Raw genomic sequence first — 20,189 nt, 5'->3', positions numbered from 1 at the left:
AAGCTGCGTGGACATGAGAAACTCAGACGCGCTCGATGAGCGCGACCGCGTGCGCGGCGATGGCGAGGCCGCGGCCGATGTCGTCGCCGCCCTCGTTGGTCGTTGCCTTCAACCCGACGCAATCGACCGGCAGGCCGGTGGAGCGGGCGAGGGCGGCTTTCATCTCGGCGAGGTGCGGGGCGATCTTCGGTCGCTCGGCGATGAGCGAGGCGTCGATGTTGGCGGGGCGCCAGCCGCGTTCGCGGAGCGCGGCGACGACGTGTTGGAGGAGGACTTGCGAGTCGGCGCCTTTCCAGCGCGGGTCGGTGTTGGGGAAAAAGTGGCCGATGTCGGGCAGCGCGGCGGCGCCGAGCAGGGCGTCGCAGATGGCGTGGGTGAGCGCATCGGCGTCGGAGTGGCCGTCGAGGCCGAAGTCGCAATCGAATTTCACGCCGCCGAGGACGAGTGCGCGTCCCGGCACCGTGCGGTGGATGTCGTAGCCGTGACCGATGCGGAAGGAGGACATGAGAGCGGTCAGCGATCAGCTCTCAGCGCTCAGCTCCCGGAACAGGAACTCGGCGTAGGCGAGGTCTTGCGGAGTGGTGAGCTTCGGGTTCGGGTGCGGGTTCTCGAGGAGGGCGACGGGGTGTTTCAGCAGCTCGACGGCGGAGGCGTCGTCGGTGAGGCGTTTCTTCTGCGCGGCGGCTTTGGCGTAGGCGCGGCAGATGAGGTCGCGGGAGAAGACTTGCGGGGTCTCCATGGCCCAGAGCTGGTCGCGGTTGAGGTTGCGGAGCATGCCTTCGCCGGAGTGTTCCTTGATCGTGTCGGTGACGCGGTGGGCGAGGACGACGGCGTCCTCGCGGCGGACGATCTTGTGGAGCGCGTGCAGTTGCTCCGGGCGGACGAGCGGGCGGGCGCAGTCGTGGATGAAGACGTATTTCACGTCCTCGGGGAGTTCGGCGAGGGCGGCGGCGACGGAGTCCTGGCGTTCGTCGCCGCCGGGGACGAAGAGCGTGGGCGTGGGCGCGTAGGCGGAGAGTTCGACCATCTGGCGTTGGTCGCGGTAGGTGACGACGAAGAAGTCGATGACGCCGCTGCGGTAGAACGTGGCGGCGGAGTGCGCGAAGACCGGTTTGCCGGCGAGCGGGGCGAGGATCTTGTCGGGGACGGCGCCGGCCATGCGGCGGCTGCTGCCGGCGGCGAGAAGGATGGCGGCGGTGCGGCTCATGGGGTAAAAAAAGCTGAGAGCTGAGAGTCTAGAGCTGAGAGATTCATCTGAGCGGTGAGACCGGTTAGGCGCCGTTGAGTTCGGCGAGGATGCCGCGGGCGGCGGCGGCGGGATCGGCGGCCTTGAGAATCGGGCGGCCGACGACGATGTAGCTCGAACCGGCGCGGGCGGCGGCGGCGGGAGTCATGACGCGCTTCTGGTCGTCGCCCCCTTGCTCGCTCGCGGGGCGGATGCCGGGCGTGACGAGTTGCATGTGGGCCGGGAGCGAGGAGCGGAGCAAAGAGACTTCGAGCGGCGAGCAGACGAGGCCGCGCATGCCGCTGTCGGCGGCGAGGCGGCCGAGGCGGGCGACTTGTTGCTCGGGGGCGACGCTGACGCCGATCTCGGCGAGGCCGGTGGCGTCCATGGAGGTGAGCACGGTGACGCCGAGAAGGAGGAGGTTGGGATTCGATTTTTGCTGGGCGGCGACGGCGGCGCGCATCATCTCGCTGCCGCCGGCGGTGTGGAGCGTGAGCATCTTGATCGGCAGCGGGCCGAGCGACTCGACGGCTTTGGCGACGGTGTTGGGGATGTCGTGCAGCTTGAGATCGAGGAAGATGTCGAAGCCCATCCCGGCGACTTCGCGCACGTAGTTCGGCCCGTAGGCGGTGAACATCTGGAGGCCGATCTTCACCCAGCGGAGCTGGCCGCGCAATTGGCGGAGGATCGGGGCGGCTTCTTCGCGCGTGGGAACGTCTAAGGCAAGGATCAGGTCGCAGGGCATGCGGGGAGACCACTAATGGAGAGGAACCCGGCTGAATCAAAGAGAGAATTCGCGGGGACGGGCCGGAAGGAGGGGGCGGCAAATGCCCGGCCAGTTTCGGCTAGGAGACCGCGCGGCACTGTGCCTAACTGAAAAGGCGTGCGATGAACGTGACCGTTTCCAGTCCGGCGAAGATCAACCTGTTCCTGGCCATCACGGGCCGGCGGGCGGACGGTTTTCATGATCTCGTCTCGGTGGCGGCGCCGCTGGAGTTCGGGGATGAGCTCGGCGCAGAGGAGGTGACGCGGCAGACGGAAGACGGAGGTCGGGGGACGGAGGGCCAAGCGGCGCGGTTCACGATGGCGTGCGATGCAGCCGACGTGCCGGTCGATGGGACGAATTTGATTTTGAAGGCCGCGGAATTGTTCGCGGCGACGACCGGCTGGGATGGCGCGGCGCACTTTCAGTTGGTGAAGCGGATCCCGATGGGCGCGGGGCTCGGCGGCGGCAGCAGCAATGCGGTCGCGGCGCTGCGCGCGCTCAATCAGCTCGCGGGCGGGCGCGCGAACGAGGCCGAACTCGAGGCGATGGCGGCGCGGCTGGGGTCGGATTGCGTGCTGTTCCTGCGGAGCGCGCCGGTGGTGATGCGCGGTCGCGGCGAGCGCGTGGAATCGCTTCCGGCCTCGGCGGCGGCACGCCTGCGCGGGCGGCGCGTGCTGGTGTTCAAGCCGAGTTTCGGCATCGCGACGCCGTGGGCCTACGGGCGCATGGTGGCGCGCGGGAGCGACTATCTCGATGCGGCGCGCGCCGAGGAGAAATTGGCGGCGTGGCTCGCGAGTGGCGCGCCGGCGGAGGAACTCCTTTTCAACAACATGGAGCCGGCGGCATTCGGGAAATTCGTCGCGCTGCCCGTGCTGCTGGCGCGGTTGCGGGAGGAGTTTGGGCTCGCGCCGCGCATGAGCGGCAGCGGCAGCGCGTGCTTCGCCCTGCTCGGTGACAATCAGGCAACGACCCCAATCGTGGCCCGAATTCGCGAAGCGTGGGGCGAGACGGCCACGGTCGTGGAGACGCGAATCGCCTAGTTACGCATTGACCGGGTTTGGCGACGCTTCGTTAATCATCGGACGCACATGGACGCCCGCGGCAAAACCGAGACAGTGATCCGGGGCATCGCCGCATCGCGCGGCATCGCCTACGGACAGGTGTTTCTATACCTGCAGAGCGAGCTCGAGGTGCCGCGCTATCAGGTGGAGCCGGCCAAGCGCGTGCAGGAAATCGCGCGCTTCGAGCAGGCGCTGGTGACCACGCGCCAGCAAATCGCCGCGATCCAGCAGCAGGTGCGGAAAAATCTCAGCGAGGAGGAGGCGCTCATCTTCGACGCGCACCAGATGGTGCTCGAGGATCAGGCGCTCATCGGCGAGACGATCCGGGATTTCGAGACGACGGGGCTGAACATCGAGACCTGCTTCAACGCCGTTGCGCAGCGCTACATCCAGGCATTCGCGGAGATCGACGACGAATACCTCCGCGAGCGCGCGGCCGACATCAAGGACGTTGCCCGGCGCGTGCTGCACGTGCTGCTCGGCCAGTCGGCGATGAATCTCTCCGAGCTGGTCGAGAAACGCATCATCGTCGCGCACGACATCTCGCCCTCGGAGGCTGCCGGCATCGATCGGAGCGCCGCGCTGGGCATCGTGACCGACAGCGGCAGCCGCACGAGTCACGCGGTGATCGTGGCGCGTTCGATGAAGATCCCGGCGGTCGTCGCCGTGCGCGATCTGACGAAGAGCGCGAAGGACGGCGACTGGATCATCATCGACGGCTACGATGGCGTCGCGATCCTGCACCCGACGCAGGCGACGCTGTTCCGCTACGGCAAGATTCAGAAGGAGAAGAGTTCGTTCGAAACGCGCCTGCTCGCGGCGAACGAATTGCCGGCCGAGACGCTCGACGGCGTGCGCGTGACGCTCCGCGCCAACATCGAGAAGGCCGACGAAGTCGCGCTCGTGCGCCAGTATCGAGGCGAGGGCGTGGGCCTTTACCGCACCGAGTATCTTTACCTCAGTTCGCACCACCTGCCGAACGAGGAGCACCAATACGCGAACTACCGCGCCATCGTCGAAGGCCTCGCGCCCGCGCCGGTGACGATCCGCACGCTCGATATCGGCGGCGACAAGCCATTGCCCGGCAACCCGGAGCTGATCGGCCCCGAGGCGAATCCGTTCCTCGGCTTCCGCGCGATCCGCATGTGCCTCGAGAATCCGGAGCTATTCAAGGAGCAGCTCCGCGCCATCCTCCGGGCCAGCGCGCACGGCAAGGTCGAGATCATGTATCCGATGATCGGCTGCGCCGAGGAGCTTGAGAAAGCCAACGCGCTGCTCGCGGAGGCCAAGGCCGAGCTGAAGGAGCGCGGCCAGGCGTTCGACGAGAAGGTGCGCGTCGGCACGATGATCGAGATTCCCAGCGCGGCGCTCGCGGCCGACACGCTCGCGCCGCACTGCCAGTTCTTCAGCATCGGCACGAACGACCTGATCCAATACCTGCTCGCGATCGATCGCGGCAACAACCGCATCGCGCACCTCTACGACCCGACGCACCCCGCGGTGCTGCGCGTCTTGAAGCAGGTGATCGACGCCGCGCACCAGTATCACCTCAAGGTGAGCGTGTGCGGCGAGATGGCCGGCGACCCGATCTACGCGCCGTTGCTCGTCGGGCTGGGCGTGGATGAACTGAGCATGACGCCCCCGCTCCTGCCGGCGGTGAAGTATCTGGTGCGCGCGATGAAGTTCAGCGAAGCGCAGAAGCTCGCCGCGGATTGCCTGGCGCAGACCGATTCGAAGAAGACCGCTGCGATCGTCGACGCGTTCTACGAAAAGCACGTCGGCACGGAGTAACGCGCCTCGCTAGTTGACGAACGTCGCCTTCACGCGGCGGGACACCAGGAAGTAGGGCACCCACAACAGGGCCTGGAGTGAGGCTCGGATCGCCTCCATGTAGGTCCCAATCGCGGTCGGGTCTTTGGTGTTGCCGATCAACCAACCCCCGAGCGCATCGATAGCATGTAGCGCGACCATGGCGAGCAGCAGGGCGATCACGAGTTTCGGCGCTTGGCGTTTGGTGCGGAAGAAAAACACCGCGGCGATCACGCCGAGGGCCAGCACGGAGACGTTGCCTGCGAGTTCGAAGACCAGCAGCGTGATCGTGCCCGGTTGGTAAGTCGGCGAGCCCGGCGACGAGAAGGTGTCCCACACCTGGGAGTTGAAGTAGGCGTTGGCGGTGGAGCCGAACGTGTAGAGCAAGGTGAAGGGCCGAATCACGAGACTGATCGCGGGTAGGATCAGCCAGCCCCCGATGCCGCGCAGATGGGAGTCGACCAGCGGCGGTGGCTGGTCCGTGGGCAATCGATCGAGCCAGAGCGCGAATTTCGTCCAAGCGATCAAGAGAACCACGACGAGCAGAACGGAGCGCCAATTCAACTCGAAGCCATCGCTCGGCGCCGGGACGGACGCGGCCGGCGTCGCGGCGGCCTCGCCGTGGCGAAGCGTGTAGCCGACTTCCTTGCGGATACGCGCGAGCTCGGCGACGTGTTTCGGCAAATCCGCCGCGAGGACGTGATCGGCGCGGGACTGCCACGTGTAGAGTGCGCGGAAGACCTGATCGGCGTAGTGCGACTCGACGTGGAAGCGATACCACGGTGTCTCGATGGTTTGATCGTCTCCGTTGAGTTGCCACGAGCCGCGGAGGTGGATGTTGGTGCGGACCGTGATGTCCACCGGATGATCCAACTCGAGTGGCGCGCTGCGAGTGAGGCTGTCTGGTTGCACGATCCTGTTGTTCAGATCCCACGGGTAGAACTCGGCCGTCCGGGCGCTTTTGTCGGCCGTCAATTGCCAGAGATCAGGCACGGTGCAGTGCAGCTCGATCTCGATGATGTTGCGCTCGGCGTCGTCACGCCAAATCACCGGTGAGCTGAGGGTGAGCGACGGGAAGCCGCGCTTCTGCCGGTCGAGGTATTCGCGCGTGACCTCGTCCTTCGTGCGGCCGGCGAGGTAGGCGCGGGTGCTGTATGCGCTGGCCCCAAAATAGCGGTAGATGATGTCGAGTTGCGCGGGCTTTTCCGCGTCTTCGTAGGAAAAATCCTGAGTGACTTCCACGCGACGCCGGGCCTCGGCCCGCGCAGGAATGCGCTGCAGTCCCACCGCCGCGGCGGGATGCACGACCAGGCCGGCAGTGTCGGTCTCGGCGTCGCGCTGGAGGAGGTTGCCCCGGTCGTGAAGGCTCGTCGGGTCGAGCCAGTAAGTTTGTTCGCCAAGAACGACGCGGGCGATGACGTGGTTGAACGCGTAGGGGCTCGGCAGGGATTCGGTGGTGGTGTGGAGGCGGTAGGTGTTCACCAGCGTCGGGGCGGCAGCAATGCCCGCTTCGCGGAGGAGCGCGCAGAAGAGCGTGACCTTGTCCTTGCAGTCGCCGAAACGCTGCCGGAGCACCTGCGCGGGTGGGTGCGGGCGGTGGGTGTTGGCGCCGAGTTCGACACCGAGGTAGCGGACTTCGCGTTGGACGAAGTCGAGAATCGCGAGAACTTTTTGCTCGGGCGTCGCGGCGGGGGCGGCAAGCGCGAGAGCTTTTTCGCGGAGCTCGGGCGCGTCGGGGAATTGAGTGTAGAGTGGCAGCGCCCAAGCGCGAACAGCCTCCCAGTCGGCAAACTCGCTGACGGCGAGGTAGGGGTATTGGACGTGCCACGAAGGCGCGTCGTCCTCGGCATTTACGGGCGCAACGTTGCGAGAAGTCCACGTGTGATCGGCGATGCCGGTGGTGCTCGCGGTGAGGTGATGCTCGAGCTTGGCCTGACCAACGACGCGCCAATGGAGCGGACGCTCGGCGGGCATGATGATGCGGATGCGCTCAAACGCGACGGGAGAGCGCCAAGCGATGGAGGTGGAGTCGATGAACTTGCCTTCGAACACGGGATTCATGCCGCGGACAGTGAAGGCGCACTCGACGATATCGCCCTTTCGCACGTCGGCCAGCGTCGTGATGGCGGAGAGCTCACCGTTGAACATCTGGCGCTCGAGGTCGCGCTCCTGCTGGATGACTTTGATCTCGGAGAGATTCAGTCGGTCCTGTGTGGCACCGTCCCGCCAGATTCGAATGAAGTGCAGTTCGAGTCTGGCGTAGCTCGGGTCGAAATACTGGGAAAGTTGCGCGCCGGCGGACAGGCCGGCGTCGGAGGTGATCCGATAGGCGTAGTAGGTGGTCGTAGCCTGGTCGGCGACCTGCGTCTGTTGATCGAAGACGTAGTAGGAAAGCTCGTGGTGCGCGTCTTCGGTGGTGAGGGGGCGCCGGCTTTCGGCGGCGAGATCAAACTCGGTCGACAGCGTGAACCAATCGGGCAGCGAGGCGATGCGGGGCTGTCGGGCGGAGTCGTCGACGGCCGAGACGGCGACAACCGTGGCTAACCAGAGTGCGATGCGGATGGCGGTGCGAAAATGACGACGGATCATCGGGGGCCCGCGCAAGCACAGCAGCCGCGTTTGGCCGGGCAACGTAATTCAAGTGCGAGGTGCGTGCGACGCGTTGCGGAGTAGCACGCGCATTGCGCGCGGTTAGGCGGGTTCATACCGCGACGCGCGCATTGCCGAGCGGGCGGGGACATGATAGCCACGTCGGCCGTCAGCTGAGTATTGCTGTTTTTGGAGAACCCCCACCATGGCGAATATCAAAGCGAAGGGCACGATCGGCATCCTGACGGGTGGCGGCGACGTGCCAGGACTCAACCCCGCGATTCGTGCAGTCACGATTCGCGCCCTGCGCGAAGGCTACAAGGTCATCGGCATCCGCAAAGGCTGGGGCGGACTCGTCTCGATGATCCGCGACAAGGACCACGACAACAGCGAGTATTTCGTGCACCTCACCGAGGAGATCGTGAACCGCGCGGGGCGCACCGGAGGCACGTTCCTGCACAGCTCGCGCACGCGCCCGAGCCACGTCCCGAAGAACAGCGTGCCCGAGCACCTGAAGTCCACCTATAACGCGGACCTCAACGACCTCACGCCCGAAGTGCTCAAGAACCTCGAGTGGCTCGGCGTTGACCACATCATCCCGATCGGCGGCGACGACACGCTCAGTTACGGCGTGCACCTGTTCCAGCGCGGCGTGAAGGTGATCGCGATTCCGAAGACGATGGACAATGACGTCCCCGGCACGGACTACTGCATCGGTTTCAGCACCTGCGTGTCGCGCACGATCAGCCTCGTGAACACGCTGCGCACGTCAGCGGGCTCGCATGAGCGCTTCCTCGTCGTCGAGGTCTTCGGTCGCTACGCGGGCTTCACGGCGATGCTGCCGACGATGGCCGGCGCGGCGAACCGCTGTGTTATCCCCGAGTGGAAATTCAACATCGAGCGGCTCACCGAGCTGCTCGTCTCGGACCGCGTCAACAACCCCAGCAAATACTCGATCGTGCTCGTTTCCGAGGGCGCGTCCTTCGAGGGCGAAGAGATGGTTTATGAGAGCGCCGAGAAGGACATGTTCGGCCACGCCAAGCTCGGCGGTATCGGCGACATGGTGGCGTCGCGGCTCAAGGACCTCTCCCCGAAATTCAACAAGGGGAAGAAAATCGAGTGCATCAACCAGCGCCTCGGCTACCTCGTGCGCGGCGGCGATCCCGACGCGGTGGACTCGATCGTGCCGATGGCCTATGGCAACCTCGCGCTCGATCTCATCATGCAGGGCATCCACGGGCGGCTCGTGGTGTTGAAGAACGGCCGTTACGACAACCTGCCGATCGAGGTCATCACCTCGACCAAGAAGGTCGTGAACGTCGACAAGTTCTACAACACCGACCGCCTGCGCCCGCACTACCACAGCTTCGAGATGCGCCCGCAGTTCATCATGACGAGCGAGTGAGACGCAGCGCGGCTTTCCGAGATCGGTGCCGGCGTCCCCGCCGGCAACGGACGTTCGCGGCCTTGCGGGCGCTCGGCCCTGCACTCACGTTTCGCGCGTTTGCAGTGGAGGGCCGAGCTCCTGCGAGGCCGCAGTGCGATGCGGCGAAAAATTCGTTCTCCCGCTAGCGATCGTGCCACCTCAGCTCGTGAATTTCTCCGGCGAAAGGCCAATCTGCGGCGCGCGCAACCAAGCCCTGGCGCACCGGATTGTTGCAGACGTATTCCCATTTCCGGGCGTAGGAATCACCGGTGCGGAGCTGCGTGTCCCAAAAGTTCTTTTGCCAGATCGGCCTCTCCTCGGCCCGTTTCCAGGCGCGGGTCGACAGATTTTTCCAATAGCTGATCCAGTCACGGAGCGGTGATGCAGGCCAGACGTTCGGGGCGCAGAAAAGATGCAGGTGATCAGGCATCACGACATAGCGCCCAATTTGCCAGCGATCAGCTTGGCTCCACGCGGAAAGGAGAAGCTGGTGGACGTTGGTGTTGGCGAGCAACGATCTCCGGCGATGCACGCAGACGGTGACGAATACGACGATGCTGCGATTTTCGTTTTCGTGGGTCGCGAAGTGCGCGGGATGTTTGCGCTCCGGAAGCATGGGAAGGTGTTCGCAGATAGTTGGCTTCGAGGGCGGCGGCCTCGCGGGAGCTCGGCCCTCCCAGGCTATGAGAATTACGCCGCTGGCAATCGCGCGGTGAAGCGTGCGCCGCGGCCGGGCTCGTTGGCGGCGGTGAGCGTGCCGCCGTGGTTCTGCACGATGGCTCGCGCGATCGCGAGGCCGAGGCCGGTGTGGCCGCTGCCGCCGGTGCGGGCAGCGTCGGCGCGGTAGAAACGCTCGAAAAGGTGCGGCAGGTGCGTCGGCGGGATGCCCGGACCGTCGTCGACCACGGTCAGCGTCACGCCCTCTGCGGTGGTGGTGCAGGCGACGCACACGATGCCGCCGGGGCTGTCGTGATGCTGAAGTGCGTTGGCCACGAGGTTCGAGGCGAGAATGGAAAGCGCTGCGGGATCGCCGAGGCACACGGCGGGCTGCAGGTCGGTCTCGACGGTGAGCTGGCGCTCGGCGGCGAGCGGTCGGAGATGCGCGACCGTATCGCGGAGCAACGCGGCGAGGTCGCAGCGTTCGCGCGGGGCGTCGGCGCCAGCCTCCTGCCGGGCGAGCAGGAGCAACGATTCGGTGAGCTGCCGCATGCGCTCGGCGGCGGTTTGGCAAGTGGCGAGGGCGGCGCGGTATTCCTCGGACGAACGCTCGCGCTTGAGCGCGCGTTGGGTCTCGGCGAGCAGGATCGTGACGGGCGTTTTCAGCTCGTGCGAGGCGTCGGCAGTGAACTGCTTCTGCCGCTCAATCGCGGTGTGCAGGCGGTCGAACGTGGTGTCGAGCACGCGGCCGAGCTGGTCGAGTTCGCTGTCGCCCACGGTGGTGCCGATGCGCTCGGCGAGATTGCCCTCCGCGATGCGCGTGGCGGTGCGACTGATTTTTTGGATTGGCCGGATGGCGCGGCCGGCGAGCCACCAGCCGCCGAGCAGGCCGAGCGCCCAGATGGCGAGGCCGGTGCCGGCGAGCGAGAGCACGAAGCGTTTCATCTCCTCGCGCTCGGGCGTGAGGTCGGCGCCGACGACGCTGGTGATGCCTTCGGGATTGCGGTGGATCGTCTCGCGGCGGTCGCCGAGCGTGCGCCAGTCGTCGTTGAACGCCTCGGGCGAAAGCGGTTGGCCGGCCAGATCGGCGGGAAGATTTGGCGAACGGAGCAGGATGCGACCGTCGACGTCACGGAAGACGAAGTAGGTGTAGCCGGGCTCGGTGCCGTTGAACAACGAGGCTGCGGCGGCCGGGATGACCGGATGCGGTCCGCGGAGGTATTCCATCACGCGCGCCGGGGAGAATGGCTCGGGTTTGCCGGTGAGCGGCGACGGCGGCAGCGCCTCGACCAGACTGCGAATGAGCGTGCGTTCGGCCTGGGTGATGTTGCGGTCGGCGCGGCGGAGCTGGTTGGTCCATGCGAGCCGGTAGATCGCGCCGCAGAAGGCGAGGATGACGCCGAGCAACAGGACAGCGTGCCAGACTTGGACGCGCCAGCGGATGGAATGGAAGAGCGAACTCATTCGATGGCGTAGCCGTGACCGCGGCGCGTGGTGATGAAATCGCGGCCGAGTTTTTTGCGGAGGTTGGAGACGTGGACGTCGAGTAGGTTGGAGAGCGTGCTGTCGTTCTCGTCGAAGAGGTGTTCGTAGAGCTCGGTGCGGCTGACGACCTGGCCGCGGTGGAGCGCGAGGTATTCGAGCAGCGCGTATTCGCGGGCGGTGAGCACGATTTCCTCGCCGGCGAGCGTCGCGCGTCGCGCCGCGGTGTCGAGGACGAGGTCGCCGACCTGCAGGGTTGACTGCGTCTGGCCGGCAGTGCGGCGGATGAGCGCGCGGAGGCGGGCGAGCAGTTCGTCGAGGTCGAAGGGTTTGGTCAGGTAATCGTCGGCGCCGAGGTCGAGGCCGCGCACGCGGTCGGGCACGGCGTCGCGCGCGGTGAGCATGAGCACGGGAGTGCGCCGCGCGGGGCGGAGGCCGGCGAGCACGCCCCAGCCGTCGAGCTTGGGCAACATCACGTCGAGGACGATGGCGTCGTAGGCGGTCTCGCGCGCCTTGAAGAGGCCTTCCTCGCCGTCGGCGGCGGTGTCGACGGCGAACTGCTCCTCGCGCAGCGCGGCGGTGAGGCTGCGGAGGAGAAGCGGATCATCTTCGACGAGGAGGACGCGCATGCGGGGACTCACTCATGCCGCAGGGCGTTGATCGGATCAAGCCGCGCGGCGCGGCGCGCCGGGGTGAAGCCGAAGGCGATGCCGACGGCGGCGGAGAAGATGAACGCGATGACGTTGATCTGGGTGTTGAAGACGAAGCCCACGCTGATCAGCTGCGCGAGGCCGGCGCAGAGGCCGACGGCGAGCAGGATGCCGATGAGGCCGCCGACGCAGGAGAGCGTGACAGCTTCGACGAGGAACTGCAGCAGGACCTCGTGCGCGGTGGCGCCGATGGCGAGGCGGATGCCGATCTCGCGGGTGCGCTCGGTGACGGAGACGAGCATGATGTTCATGATGCCGATGCCGCCGACCATCAGGCTCACGCCGGCGACGGCGGCGAGCAGCATGGTCATCATCTGCGTCGAGGAGCTGAGCGTCTCGGCGATCTGGCGTGTGTCGAAGACGCTGAAATTGTTCTCCTGGTTAGACTGGAGATTGCGGCGCGAACGCATGAGGCGGGTGATGTCGGCGATGAGCGCATTGCTGTCGGCGCCGTCCTGCGCGGAGATGCTGATTTGGGTGATGTCGTGCGTCGTGGTGCGGCCGACGAGGCGGCGCTGCAGCGTGGTGAGCGGCACGACGAGCGTGTCGTCCTGGTCGCCCATGCCCGCCTGGCCTTTGCTGGCGAGGAGACCGATGATCTCGACCGAGGCGCGACCGACGCGGAGCTTGGCGCCGATCGGGTTCTCGTCCCCGAAGAGTTCCTTGCGCACGGTCTGGCCGATGACGGCGACGGCGGCGCCGGTCTTGAGTTCGGCGTCGCTGAAGAAGCGGCCTTCGGCCAGCGACCACTTGTTGATGGTGAAATAATCGGGCGTGGAGCCGGTGACGTTGGTTGCGCGGGCGTTGTTGAGGTAGATCGTGCTGAGGGAGGTCGAGCGGATCGGCGCGATGGCGGCGATGCCGGCGACCTGTTCGCCGAGGATGACGGCGTCCTGCTCGGAGAAGTTGGGCACGCCGGCCGACGACGCGCGCGGGCCGAAGCCAGCGCCGGGTCGGAGCATGAGCAGGTTGCTGCCGAGCGAGGAAATCTGCTCGCGCACGGCGTTGGTGGCGCCGTCGCCGAGGGTGACCATGGTGATGACGGCGCTGACACCGATGATCACGCCGAGGACGGTGAGGAAGGCGCGGGTGAGGTTGCGGCGGATTTCCCGCACGGCGATGGCGAAGGCGTTCCAGATCATGGGAGGAGTGGGTCAGGCGGCGGCGCGCCGGTCGGATTCGATGAGGCCGTCCTTCACGCGGACGACGCGTTGGGCGTAGGCGGCGACGTCGTCCTCGTGCGTGACGAGGATGACGGTGATGCCGTGCTCGGTGTTGAGGCGGACGAGGAGGTCCATGACGTCGCGCGTCGTGGACGAGTCGAGGTTGCCGGTGGGTTCGTCGGCGAAGAGCGTGCTCGGTTCGGTGACGAGGGCGCGCGCGATGGCGACGCGCTGCTGCTGGCCGCCGGAAAGCTCGGCCGGCGTGTTGCGAAGCTTGTCGGGCAGGCCGACGGACGTGAGCGCGGCGCGGGCGAGTTCGTGGCGTTCGCGGCGCGGGATGCCGCGGTAGAGGAGCGGCAGCTCGACGTTTTCGAGCGCGCTGGTGCGGGCGAGGAGATTGAAGCCTTGGAAGATGAAGCCCAGCGCGTGGCGGCGGAGCAGCGCGCGCTGGTTGGCGTCGAGCCCTTCGACGGCGATGCCCTGATAGAGATACGAGCCGGTGGTCGGCGTATCGAGGCAGCCGAGGATGTTCATCAAGGTGGATTTGCCGGAGCCGCTCGGGCCCATGATGGCGACGAACTCGCCGCGCTGGATCGTGAGATCGACGCCGCGCAACGCCTGGAAGGCGGCGTCGCCGCTGCCGTAGGTTTTGCTCAGCTGGCGGAGTTCGATGAGAGGAATGTCGGCGGCGGAGTTCATGACGCTGGCGAGTTGAGGCGGAGGATGACGGGCGCGCCTTCGGTCAGGCCGTCGGCCGAGACTTCGGTGTAGCGGCCGTCGGTGAGGCCGAGTTTCACGGAGACGGCTTGCGGCTGGCCGTCGCGCAGCACCCAGAGACGGCCGGTGCCGATGGGAAGTTTCTCGGCGTTGGCGTCGCCCTTGTTGCTGCCTTGGCGGCGCGGCGGCATCGGCGTGAGGCTTTGCACGAAGGATTTTTTCGCGGCGGTGGTGGCGGGCGCGGCCGACGCGGGATCGAAACGCAACGCGGCGGCCGGCACGAGGAGCACGCCCTTGGCCTCGGCGACCTTGATGTCGGCGGTGGCGGTCATGCCCGGGCGCAGGCTGAGGTCGTCGTTGGAGACTTCGAGGTCGGTCTCGTAGGTGACGACGTTGTTGGTCGTGGTGGAGCCGTAGGCGACGCGCGAGACGTTGGCGCGGTAGGCGCGGTTGGGCCAGGCGTCGACGGTGAAGCTGGAGTGGAGGCCGGCGGTGACGCGGCCGATGTCGGCTTCGGCGACGGTGACCTTGAGCTTCATATGCTCGAGGTTCTCGGCGAGGACGAAGAGCTCGGGCGCGTTCAGCGAGGCGGCGACGGTCTGGCCCGGCTCGACGCTGCGGGTGAGGACGATGCCGTCGATCGGCGACTTGATGATGGCTTTGCCGAGATCGTTTTCGTTGATGCGTAGCTGGGCCTCGGCCTGCGCGACGGAGGCTTGGGCGCTGAGCAAGTTGGCGCGGGCGCGCGTGGCGGCGGCTTCGGCGGCGTCGAGATCGGATTGCGAGGGCAACTTGCCGCCGCTGACGCGGTGGAGTTCCTGCTGACGCGCGAGCGTGGCGGCGGTTTCCTTGACGGTGGCCTCGGCCTGCGCGACGGAAGCCTGCGCGGATTTCAGCGCGGCGCGGCTGCTCTCGGCCTGCTGGGCGACTTTGGTGCTGTCGAGCTTGGCGAGCGGTTGGCCCTTTTTCACGCGGTCGTTGATGTCGACGTAAACCTCGAGGATCGTGCCGGAGAGTTCGGAGCCGACGGTGACCTCGTTGGTCGGCTCGAGATTGCCGGTGGCGGTGATGGTGAGGCCGAGGTCGCCGCGGCGCACGGCTTCGGTGGCGTAGGTTGGGCCCTGGTTTTTCGCGGCGCGGGCGCGGCTGATCCAGAAACCACCGCCGAGCACGATGACGGCGGCGAGGGCGATCAGGATATAGCGGGTTTTCTTTTCGGAACCGGCGTTGCCGGCGCGGATGACGGCGGCGAGGTCGGCGGGTTTTTGGGAAGGGGAGGTGGGCTTCATGGCGATGACGGTAAAGGGTTCAAGAGTTGGTCCAGCCGCCGCCGAGGGCTTTGTAGAGCTGGATGTGAGCGGTGGCGCGGTCTGCGTTGGCGGTGACTTGCTGCTGCTCGACGCTGAGGAGGGTGCGTTGGGCTTCGAGGACGGTGAGGAGATCGGCCTGGCCGGCTTGGTATTGCAGCTCGGCGAGGTGCTCGGCTTCGCGCGCGGCGGTGACGGCGGTGTCGAGAATCGCGAGGCGCTCGGTGTTGCGCTGGACGGAGACGAGGGCGTTCTCGACTTCGGAAAGCGCGGTGAGGACGGTCGACTCGTAACTGATGAGCGCTTGTTTTTGCAGGGCGCCCTGCACGCGGATGGTCTGCTGGATTTTGCCGCTGGCGAAGATCGGCGCGGTCAGGCTGCCGAGGACGCTGGCCACGGTGGACTCGGGCGAGAAGAGCTTGCCGGCCTCGAGCGCGTCGACGCCGAGCGAACCGGTGAGGTTGAGCGACGGGAAGCGCGCGCGCTCGGCCGCGGAGGTGCGTGCGGCGGCGGCTTCGACGGCGCGGGCGGCGGCGCGGACATCAGGGCGCTGGCGCAGCGTCTCGGCGGGGATGCCGGTGGCGAGCGTGGCAGCGACGGCGGGCACGGCGGCGGATTCGCCGAGCAACGCGTCGAGCGCGCCGGGCGTTTGGCCGGAGAGCAACGCGAGCTGGTTGCGCGTCTGCGTGACGGTCTGCTGCAAAGTCGGCAGCGACGCGCGCGTCTGCTCGAGCGTGCTGACGGCCTGTTGCGTATCGAGCGCGGTGACGGTGCCGGCCTGCTCGCGCCAGCGCGTGAGCTGGAGCGTCTCTTCGCGCGAGGCGAGGTTGCGGCGGACGATTACGAGCTGTGCCTCGGCGGAGCGGAGCGTCACGTAGGCGGTGGCGACTTCGGCGGCGAGCGAGGCTTGGGCGCTGCGGAGATTTTCCTCGGTCTGCGCGAGATCGGCGGCGGTGGCGTCGAGCGTTTTGCGGTTCTGGCCGAAGAGATCGATCTCCCAGCTCGCGTCGAGCGAGGCGGAGTATTTTTCCGCGCGAGTGGTGACGTCAGTGTTGCGATTGTTCGTGCGCGAGCCCGAGCCGGAGATAGAGGCGGACAACGACGGCAGCAGCGCGGCGCGTTGGACGCCGTAGCGTGCGCGCGATTCCTCGATTTTGGCGAGGGCGGTGCGCACGTCGGGGCTGGATTGCAGCGCACCGGCGATGAGGCGGTCGAGGACCGGGTCGTTGAATTGCTTCCACCATTGCGCGAGCGCGGTGGCGTCGGCGGGGCCACCCGCGGTGGTTTGCTGCCACGCAGTCGGGACGGCGGCCGCGGAGCGGACGGGGTCGGCGGCGACGGCGCTGTGGAGGGCGAGGCTCGCCAGGGCGGAGCTGGCGAGGCCGAAGCGGAGAGAGGAGAGTGAAAGGCGCGGGATCGGCATGACGGCGGGAATGTGCGCCGAAGATAGCCGAGCGAACCTTTAGGGAACGTGAAGCGCTGTGCGCCGCCGCGCAAAAGACACAGCGCGGCTCGCTTGCGTATTTTTTCGCCGGAGAAGCCCGGCGCAGAAGACGAACGACGGCGAGCCGTCGCGGCGGCGCTCAGCGCGCGGCCTTCACTCCGCTGGCGAGCAGCGTCTCGAAGCGCGGTTCGCCTTCTTCGCGCGCGACCGTCGTGACTTCGACTTTCTGGAAGCCGGCTTTCTTCAGGAAGCCGTGCAGCGCGCTCTCCTTGAAGCCGAGCCAGAGGTCGCCGTAGAGCTCGCGGGCTTTTTCGAAGGTGTGCTCCTTCAGGTCGAGGACCACGAGCTGGCCGCCGGGTTTCAAAATGCGGAACGCTTCGTCGACCGCGGCCTGCGGGTGCGCGGCGTGGTGCAGCGCTTGCGAGAGGATGGCGAGGTCGACGGACTTGTCGGCGAGCGGCACCTGCTCGATGTCGCCGAGCTTGTAGCTGAGATTGGCGAGGCCGTTCTTCTTCGCGAGTTCGGTGCCGACCTCGACCATCTTCGGCGAACTGTCGATGCACCACACGCGTTCGGCGCGATTCGCGAGGAGTTGCGAGACGAGGCCTTCGCCGGCGCCGAGGTCGGCGACGGTGATCGCAGGCACGAGGCGGAGCGCGAGATGGCCAAGCGCCTCCCACGAGCGGCCGGGGCAGTAGCCTTTGCCGAGGCGGCCGGCGATGAGGTTGAAATACTGCTCGGAGACGCGACGGCGGCGCTGGAGCACGCGGTCGAGATTCTCGCGGTCCTCGGCGGACTCGGGCAAATCCGACACGGAATCGCAGGCGGCGCGCAGGAGCGCGAGTTGCTTGGGCGCGAGATTCGGGCGCAGGGAGTAGAAGGCTTTTTTGCCTTCGCGACGGTCGTTCACGAAGCCGGCTTGGCGGAGGAGAGCGAGCTGGGACGAGATGCGGGACTGACCCATGCCGAGGATGTCCTGCAACTCGGCGACCGAGAGCTCTTCCTTGAGGAGCAACGCGAGCACGCGCAGCCGCGTGGAGTCGGAGAGGATTTTCAGGCTGTCCCAGGAGGTGCTCATGCGTTCGGGTGAAGCTGAAGCGCGCGCCGCCGGGGCGCAATCGCGCTGTGCGGCGCGGTCAACCCAGCCATTTCTGCACGAGCAGCACGCCCTGCCAGAGTCCGAGGGCCATGATGCACAGGCCGGAAATCACGTGGAGATAATGGAGTGTCCGGGCGTGCAGGCGGTCGCGGAGGGCGCCGGCGCCGAGACTGAGCAACAGCCACCACGTGGCCGAGCCGGTGAAGACGCCGGCGACGAGTTCGAGTGCGTGCAGCGGCGTCGTGGCCGAGACGCCGAGGCCGACACCGGCGAAGATCGCGACGAAGGCGAGCACGGTCGCCGGGCTGGTGAGCGTGAGGGCGAGCGTGGAGAGATAGGCGGCTTGCCAGCTGCGGGTGGGCGGAGGCGGCGCTTCCGCGGCGGCCTTGGCGGGTGGTTGGGCGAGGACGGTTTTTAGCCCGAGTGCGACGAGGAAGAGTCCGCCGAAAAACTGCAGCCACGACTCCATGCGCAGCAGGAAGGATGAGATCGCGGTCAGGCCGAAGGCGGCGATCAGGCCGTAGAGCGCGTCGGCCGAGGCGGCGCCGAGACCCGAAACAAAACCCGTGACGCGACCGTATACCAAGGTGCGACGGAGGCAGAGAAAACCGATCGGGCCGACAGGGACGGCGATGGCGAATCCGATGAGCAGACCTTTGAAAAACATCGGCGAATCCGGCGACGATTCCGGACGGCGCGCCGGTTGACAAATCAAAAGGTCCGGGGAGGCGACAGGCGTGTCGCTGGCCGCCCCGCACGTGTGGAAGTCAGGTTGGTCGAACGACTGGGCCGCAAAACGAAACGGCCGCGACTTGAGTCGCGGCCGGAGATTTTTTGCGGCGGTCGTGGAGCGCCGCTACTGCGAGGCGGAGATCAGGCCTTGGCTTCGGCGTAGCGGGCGATGCCGGCGACTTGATACTCGTGGTTGGCGCCGGCGATCTTGAGCTTCACGTGCTCGCCGACCTTGCGACCGAGGAGGGCCTGGCCGAGCGGAGTCTTGTAGGCGATGACGTGATTGTCCGGATCGGAATCCCAGGCGCCAGCGACGGTGTAGCGGACGGCCTTGCCGTTGGTGACGTCGCGGAGGTCGACGATCGTGCCGACGGAAACCTGGTCGGTCGTGGCATCGGCGAAATCCGAGATGCGCGCGCGGGCCAGGTCGCGCTCGAGCTGCGCTTTTTGCGCCATGAGCACGGACTGGTCCTGCTTCGCCATCTTGAACTCGGAGTTCTCGCGGAGGTCGCCGTGTTCGCGGGCGGCGGCGATGGCCTTGGAGTTGTCCGGGATGCGCTTGGAGACGATCTCCTCGTATTCGGTGCGCTTTTTCTCGTAGCTGGAGCGCGAGACGATGAGCTGCTCGTCCTTGGCCTCGGCGTCGCCGGCGACGAGCGCCTGAAGCGAGGGGAAGAGTTTGATGAAGCGGGCGAGGAGGGACTTCTTGGTGAGTTCCTCGAAGCCTTGGTTGAGGAGAAGAGTATTCGCGAGGTCGCGGGCCGTCTCGGTGTCGGCGGTGGCGAGGAGATCGGAGATGAGCTCCGGATCATCGCTCAGCGCCTCGGCGAGCGGGATGCGGCGCGTGCCGGCGGACTGGAGCGCCTCGTAGTCGATGGCGAAGAAGATCGCGGAGAGCAGGCGCGGCGTGACGAGGTTGTTGAGCAGCTTGGCGAACTTCTTCGAGTGACGGTTCTTGATCACCCAGAGGAGGACGGGCGCGCGGAGGTTTTGCTCGGTCTTCCAACGGACGAGGGTCTGCGCGAGTTCATCGGACTGGCCGTGCTCGACGAGGAAGTTGATGCACTCGGTGGTGAACTTGCCCTGCGAGGTCTTGAGGAGGGCGAAGACGATTTCGCGCCACTCGAGCGGGTGGGTCTCCTTCACGAGGTCGAGGAAGCGCGATTGGAAGTGAACCGGGATCTTCTCGGCGATGGCGCTGAGGCCGCGGACTTCCTTGATGAGCTCGGCTTGCGGCGGGTTCAGCTTGGTGGAGTCGTGGCCGAGGATGCGGGCGAGTTCGTCGCGGACGAAGGCGCCGTAGAGGCGCTCGGCGGCATCGAGCTGGTTGGAGTCGCGGACGGCTTCGGTCAGGCCGGTGAGGACGGACTGGAGACCGGCTTTGGCCTCTTCCTTGATCGACGCGGCGAGGAGGTCCTCGGCGAGGGTGATGCGGCGGCGGGCGGAGCGGGTGGTGCCGAAGGCTTCGAGGATCTCGTCCTCGGCGGAAACGGGTTCCTCGCGGACGACGTAGACTTCGGTCTTCTTGGCCGGGACGCCGACGCGCGGGTCCTTGATGAGCTGCTTTTTGACGTTGGAGAACCAGCGCTTGAACTTCTCCTCACCGACGACCTGGGTGAGGGTCGACTCCAGCTCGATGGCGGAGGCGGCTTTGTTCGGGTAAACGGAGAGCGTCTCGATGACCAGCTGGACGGGGTTGTTCTCGATCAAGTCCTCGACCTTGGCGGCTTCGGTTTCCTTGCGGGCGAGGATGTGCTTCGCCGGCAGGACGTCCATGGTGTTGATGCAGAACGCCGGGTCCATCGCGTGGGATTTCTTCCCCTTGAAGTCGATGAGCAGCTTGCCGGCGGACTCGTCGAAGCTCTTGATCTGGCCGAAGCCCCAGCTGCGGTGCATCACGTAGGCGCCGGCTTCCATCGCCTCCAGTTTCGATTTCGACGCCTTCAAGGCGGGATTTTTGGCGATGATCGCGGAGATAACCTCGGAATTCATATTTGCGTAG

At 66.6% G+C, this 20,189-nt stretch carries 17 protein-coding genes; 3 read left to right on the top strand and 14 right to left on the bottom strand.

Annotated features, from left to right (window positions below; all coding sequences use genetic code 11):
- Positions 1-22 precede the first annotated feature (22 nt).
- The 3 genes from HZA32_19230 to pyrF form a co-directional block, all read right to left on the bottom strand.
- The gene (locus HZA32_19230; protein ID MBI5426212.1) at positions 23-505 is read right to left on the bottom strand and encodes a 2-C-methyl-D-erythritol 2,4-cyclodiphosphate synthase; all 483 of its coding nucleotides are present in this window, start codon (positions 503-505) and stop codon (positions 23-25) included.
- A gap of 15 nt (positions 506-520) precedes the next feature.
- Positions 521-1,207, bottom strand: coding sequence for a 2-C-methyl-D-erythritol 4-phosphate cytidylyltransferase (gene ispD, locus HZA32_19225; GenBank protein MBI5426211.1), 687 nt, complete (start codon positions 1,205-1,207; stop codon positions 521-523).
- 64 nt (positions 1,208-1,271) lie between these two features.
- Positions 1,272-1,970 carry an orotidine-5'-phosphate decarboxylase gene (gene pyrF, locus HZA32_19220; protein ID MBI5426210.1) on the bottom strand — a complete coding sequence of 233 codons (699 nt, stop codon included), beginning with the start codon at positions 1,968-1,970 and terminating at the stop codon, positions 1,272-1,274.
- A 143-nt stretch (positions 1,971-2,113) separates the two neighbouring features.
- Here pyrF and ispE point away from each other — a divergent pair, with 143 nt between their 5' ends.
- Both ispE and ptsP read left to right on the top strand, forming a co-directional pair.
- Positions 2,114-3,031, top strand: coding sequence for a 4-(cytidine 5'-diphospho)-2-C-methyl-D-erythritol kinase (gene ispE, locus HZA32_19215; GenBank protein MBI5426209.1), 918 nt, complete (start codon positions 2,114-2,116; stop codon positions 3,029-3,031).
- Between the two features lie 48 nt (positions 3,032-3,079).
- A complete protein-coding gene (gene ptsP, locus HZA32_19210) occupies positions 3,080-4,843 on the top strand; it encodes a phosphoenolpyruvate--protein phosphotransferase (protein ID MBI5426208.1) in 1,764 nt (587 codons plus the stop codon).
- A 9-nt stretch (positions 4,844-4,852) separates the two neighbouring features.
- Here ptsP and HZA32_19205 read toward each other — a convergent pair whose 3' ends face one another.
- Complete coding sequence (locus HZA32_19205; GenBank protein ID MBI5426207.1) at positions 4,853-7,450, bottom strand: DUF3857 domain-containing protein; 2,598 nt, start codon at positions 7,448-7,450, stop codon at positions 4,853-4,855.
- A gap of 205 nt (positions 7,451-7,655) precedes the next feature.
- Between HZA32_19205 and HZA32_19200 the strand changes: the two genes are divergently transcribed.
- Entirely contained in the window at positions 7,656-8,855 is a 1,200-nt protein-coding gene (locus HZA32_19200; GenBank protein ID MBI5426206.1) for an ATP-dependent 6-phosphofructokinase, read from the top strand.
- Positions 8,856-9,018: 163 nt separating this feature from the next.
- Here the strand turns inward: HZA32_19200 and HZA32_19195 are convergent, their stop codons facing one another.
- The 10 genes from HZA32_19195 to HZA32_19150 all read right to left on the bottom strand — a co-directional run bounded on the left by HZA32_19195 (position 9,019) and on the right by HZA32_19150 (position 20,179).
- Positions 9,019-9,492: a transposase gene (locus HZA32_19195; GenBank protein MBI5426205.1), complete on the bottom strand. Its 474-nt coding sequence runs from the start codon at positions 9,490-9,492 to the stop codon at positions 9,019-9,021.
- Positions 9,493-9,566: 74 nt separating this feature from the next.
- Positions 9,567-10,997 (bottom strand): HAMP domain-containing protein, encoded by a 1,431-nt coding sequence (locus HZA32_19190; protein ID MBI5426204.1) that lies wholly within the window; start codon positions 10,995-10,997, stop codon positions 9,567-9,569.
- Positions 10,994-11,644, bottom strand: a complete 651-nt coding sequence (locus HZA32_19185) for a response regulator transcription factor (GenBank protein ID MBI5426203.1) — start codon at positions 11,642-11,644, stop codon at positions 10,994-10,996. Before HZA32_19185 ends, HZA32_19190 begins: the two co-directional genes overlap by 4 nt.
- Positions 11,645-11,652: 8 nt before the next feature.
- On the bottom strand, positions 11,653-12,867 hold the full coding sequence (locus tag HZA32_19180) for an ABC transporter permease (GenBank protein ID MBI5426202.1): 1,215 nt from the start codon (positions 12,865-12,867) through the stop codon (positions 11,653-11,655).
- Between the two features lie 12 nt (positions 12,868-12,879).
- Positions 12,880-13,587 carry an ABC transporter ATP-binding protein gene (locus tag HZA32_19175; GenBank protein MBI5426201.1) on the bottom strand — a complete coding sequence of 236 codons (708 nt, stop codon included), beginning with the start codon at positions 13,585-13,587 and terminating at the stop codon, positions 12,880-12,882.
- On the bottom strand, positions 13,584-14,894 hold the full coding sequence (locus HZA32_19170) for an efflux RND transporter periplasmic adaptor subunit (GenBank protein ID MBI5426200.1): 1,311 nt from the start codon (positions 14,892-14,894) through the stop codon (positions 13,584-13,586). The genes HZA32_19175 and HZA32_19170 overlap by 4 nt, the downstream gene beginning before the upstream one ends.
- 19 nt (positions 14,895-14,913) lie before the next feature.
- On the bottom strand, positions 14,914-16,335 hold the full coding sequence (locus HZA32_19165) for an efflux transporter outer membrane subunit (protein MBI5426199.1): 1,422 nt from the start codon (positions 16,333-16,335) through the stop codon (positions 14,914-14,916).
- A gap of 160 nt (positions 16,336-16,495) precedes the next feature.
- Entirely contained in the window at positions 16,496-17,434 is a 939-nt protein-coding gene (locus tag HZA32_19160) for a metalloregulator ArsR/SmtB family transcription factor (GenBank protein ID MBI5426198.1), read from the bottom strand.
- Positions 17,435-17,492: 58 nt separating this feature from the next.
- Positions 17,493-18,122 (bottom strand): LysE family transporter, encoded by a 630-nt coding sequence (locus HZA32_19155; protein MBI5426197.1) that lies wholly within the window; start codon positions 18,120-18,122, stop codon positions 17,493-17,495.
- Between the two features lie 206 nt (positions 18,123-18,328).
- Positions 18,329-20,179 (bottom strand): GreA/GreB family elongation factor, encoded by a 1,851-nt coding sequence (locus tag HZA32_19150; protein ID MBI5426196.1) that lies wholly within the window; start codon positions 20,177-20,179, stop codon positions 18,329-18,331.
- Positions 20,180-20,189 lie beyond the last annotated feature (10 nt).

The sequence above is a fragment of the Opitutia bacterium genome, from assembly GCA_016217545.1.
GTDB lineage: Bacteria > Verrucomicrobiota > Verrucomicrobiia > Opitutales > Opitutaceae > Didemnitutus.
This window is presented reverse-complemented; position numbering and strand designations above follow the sequence as displayed.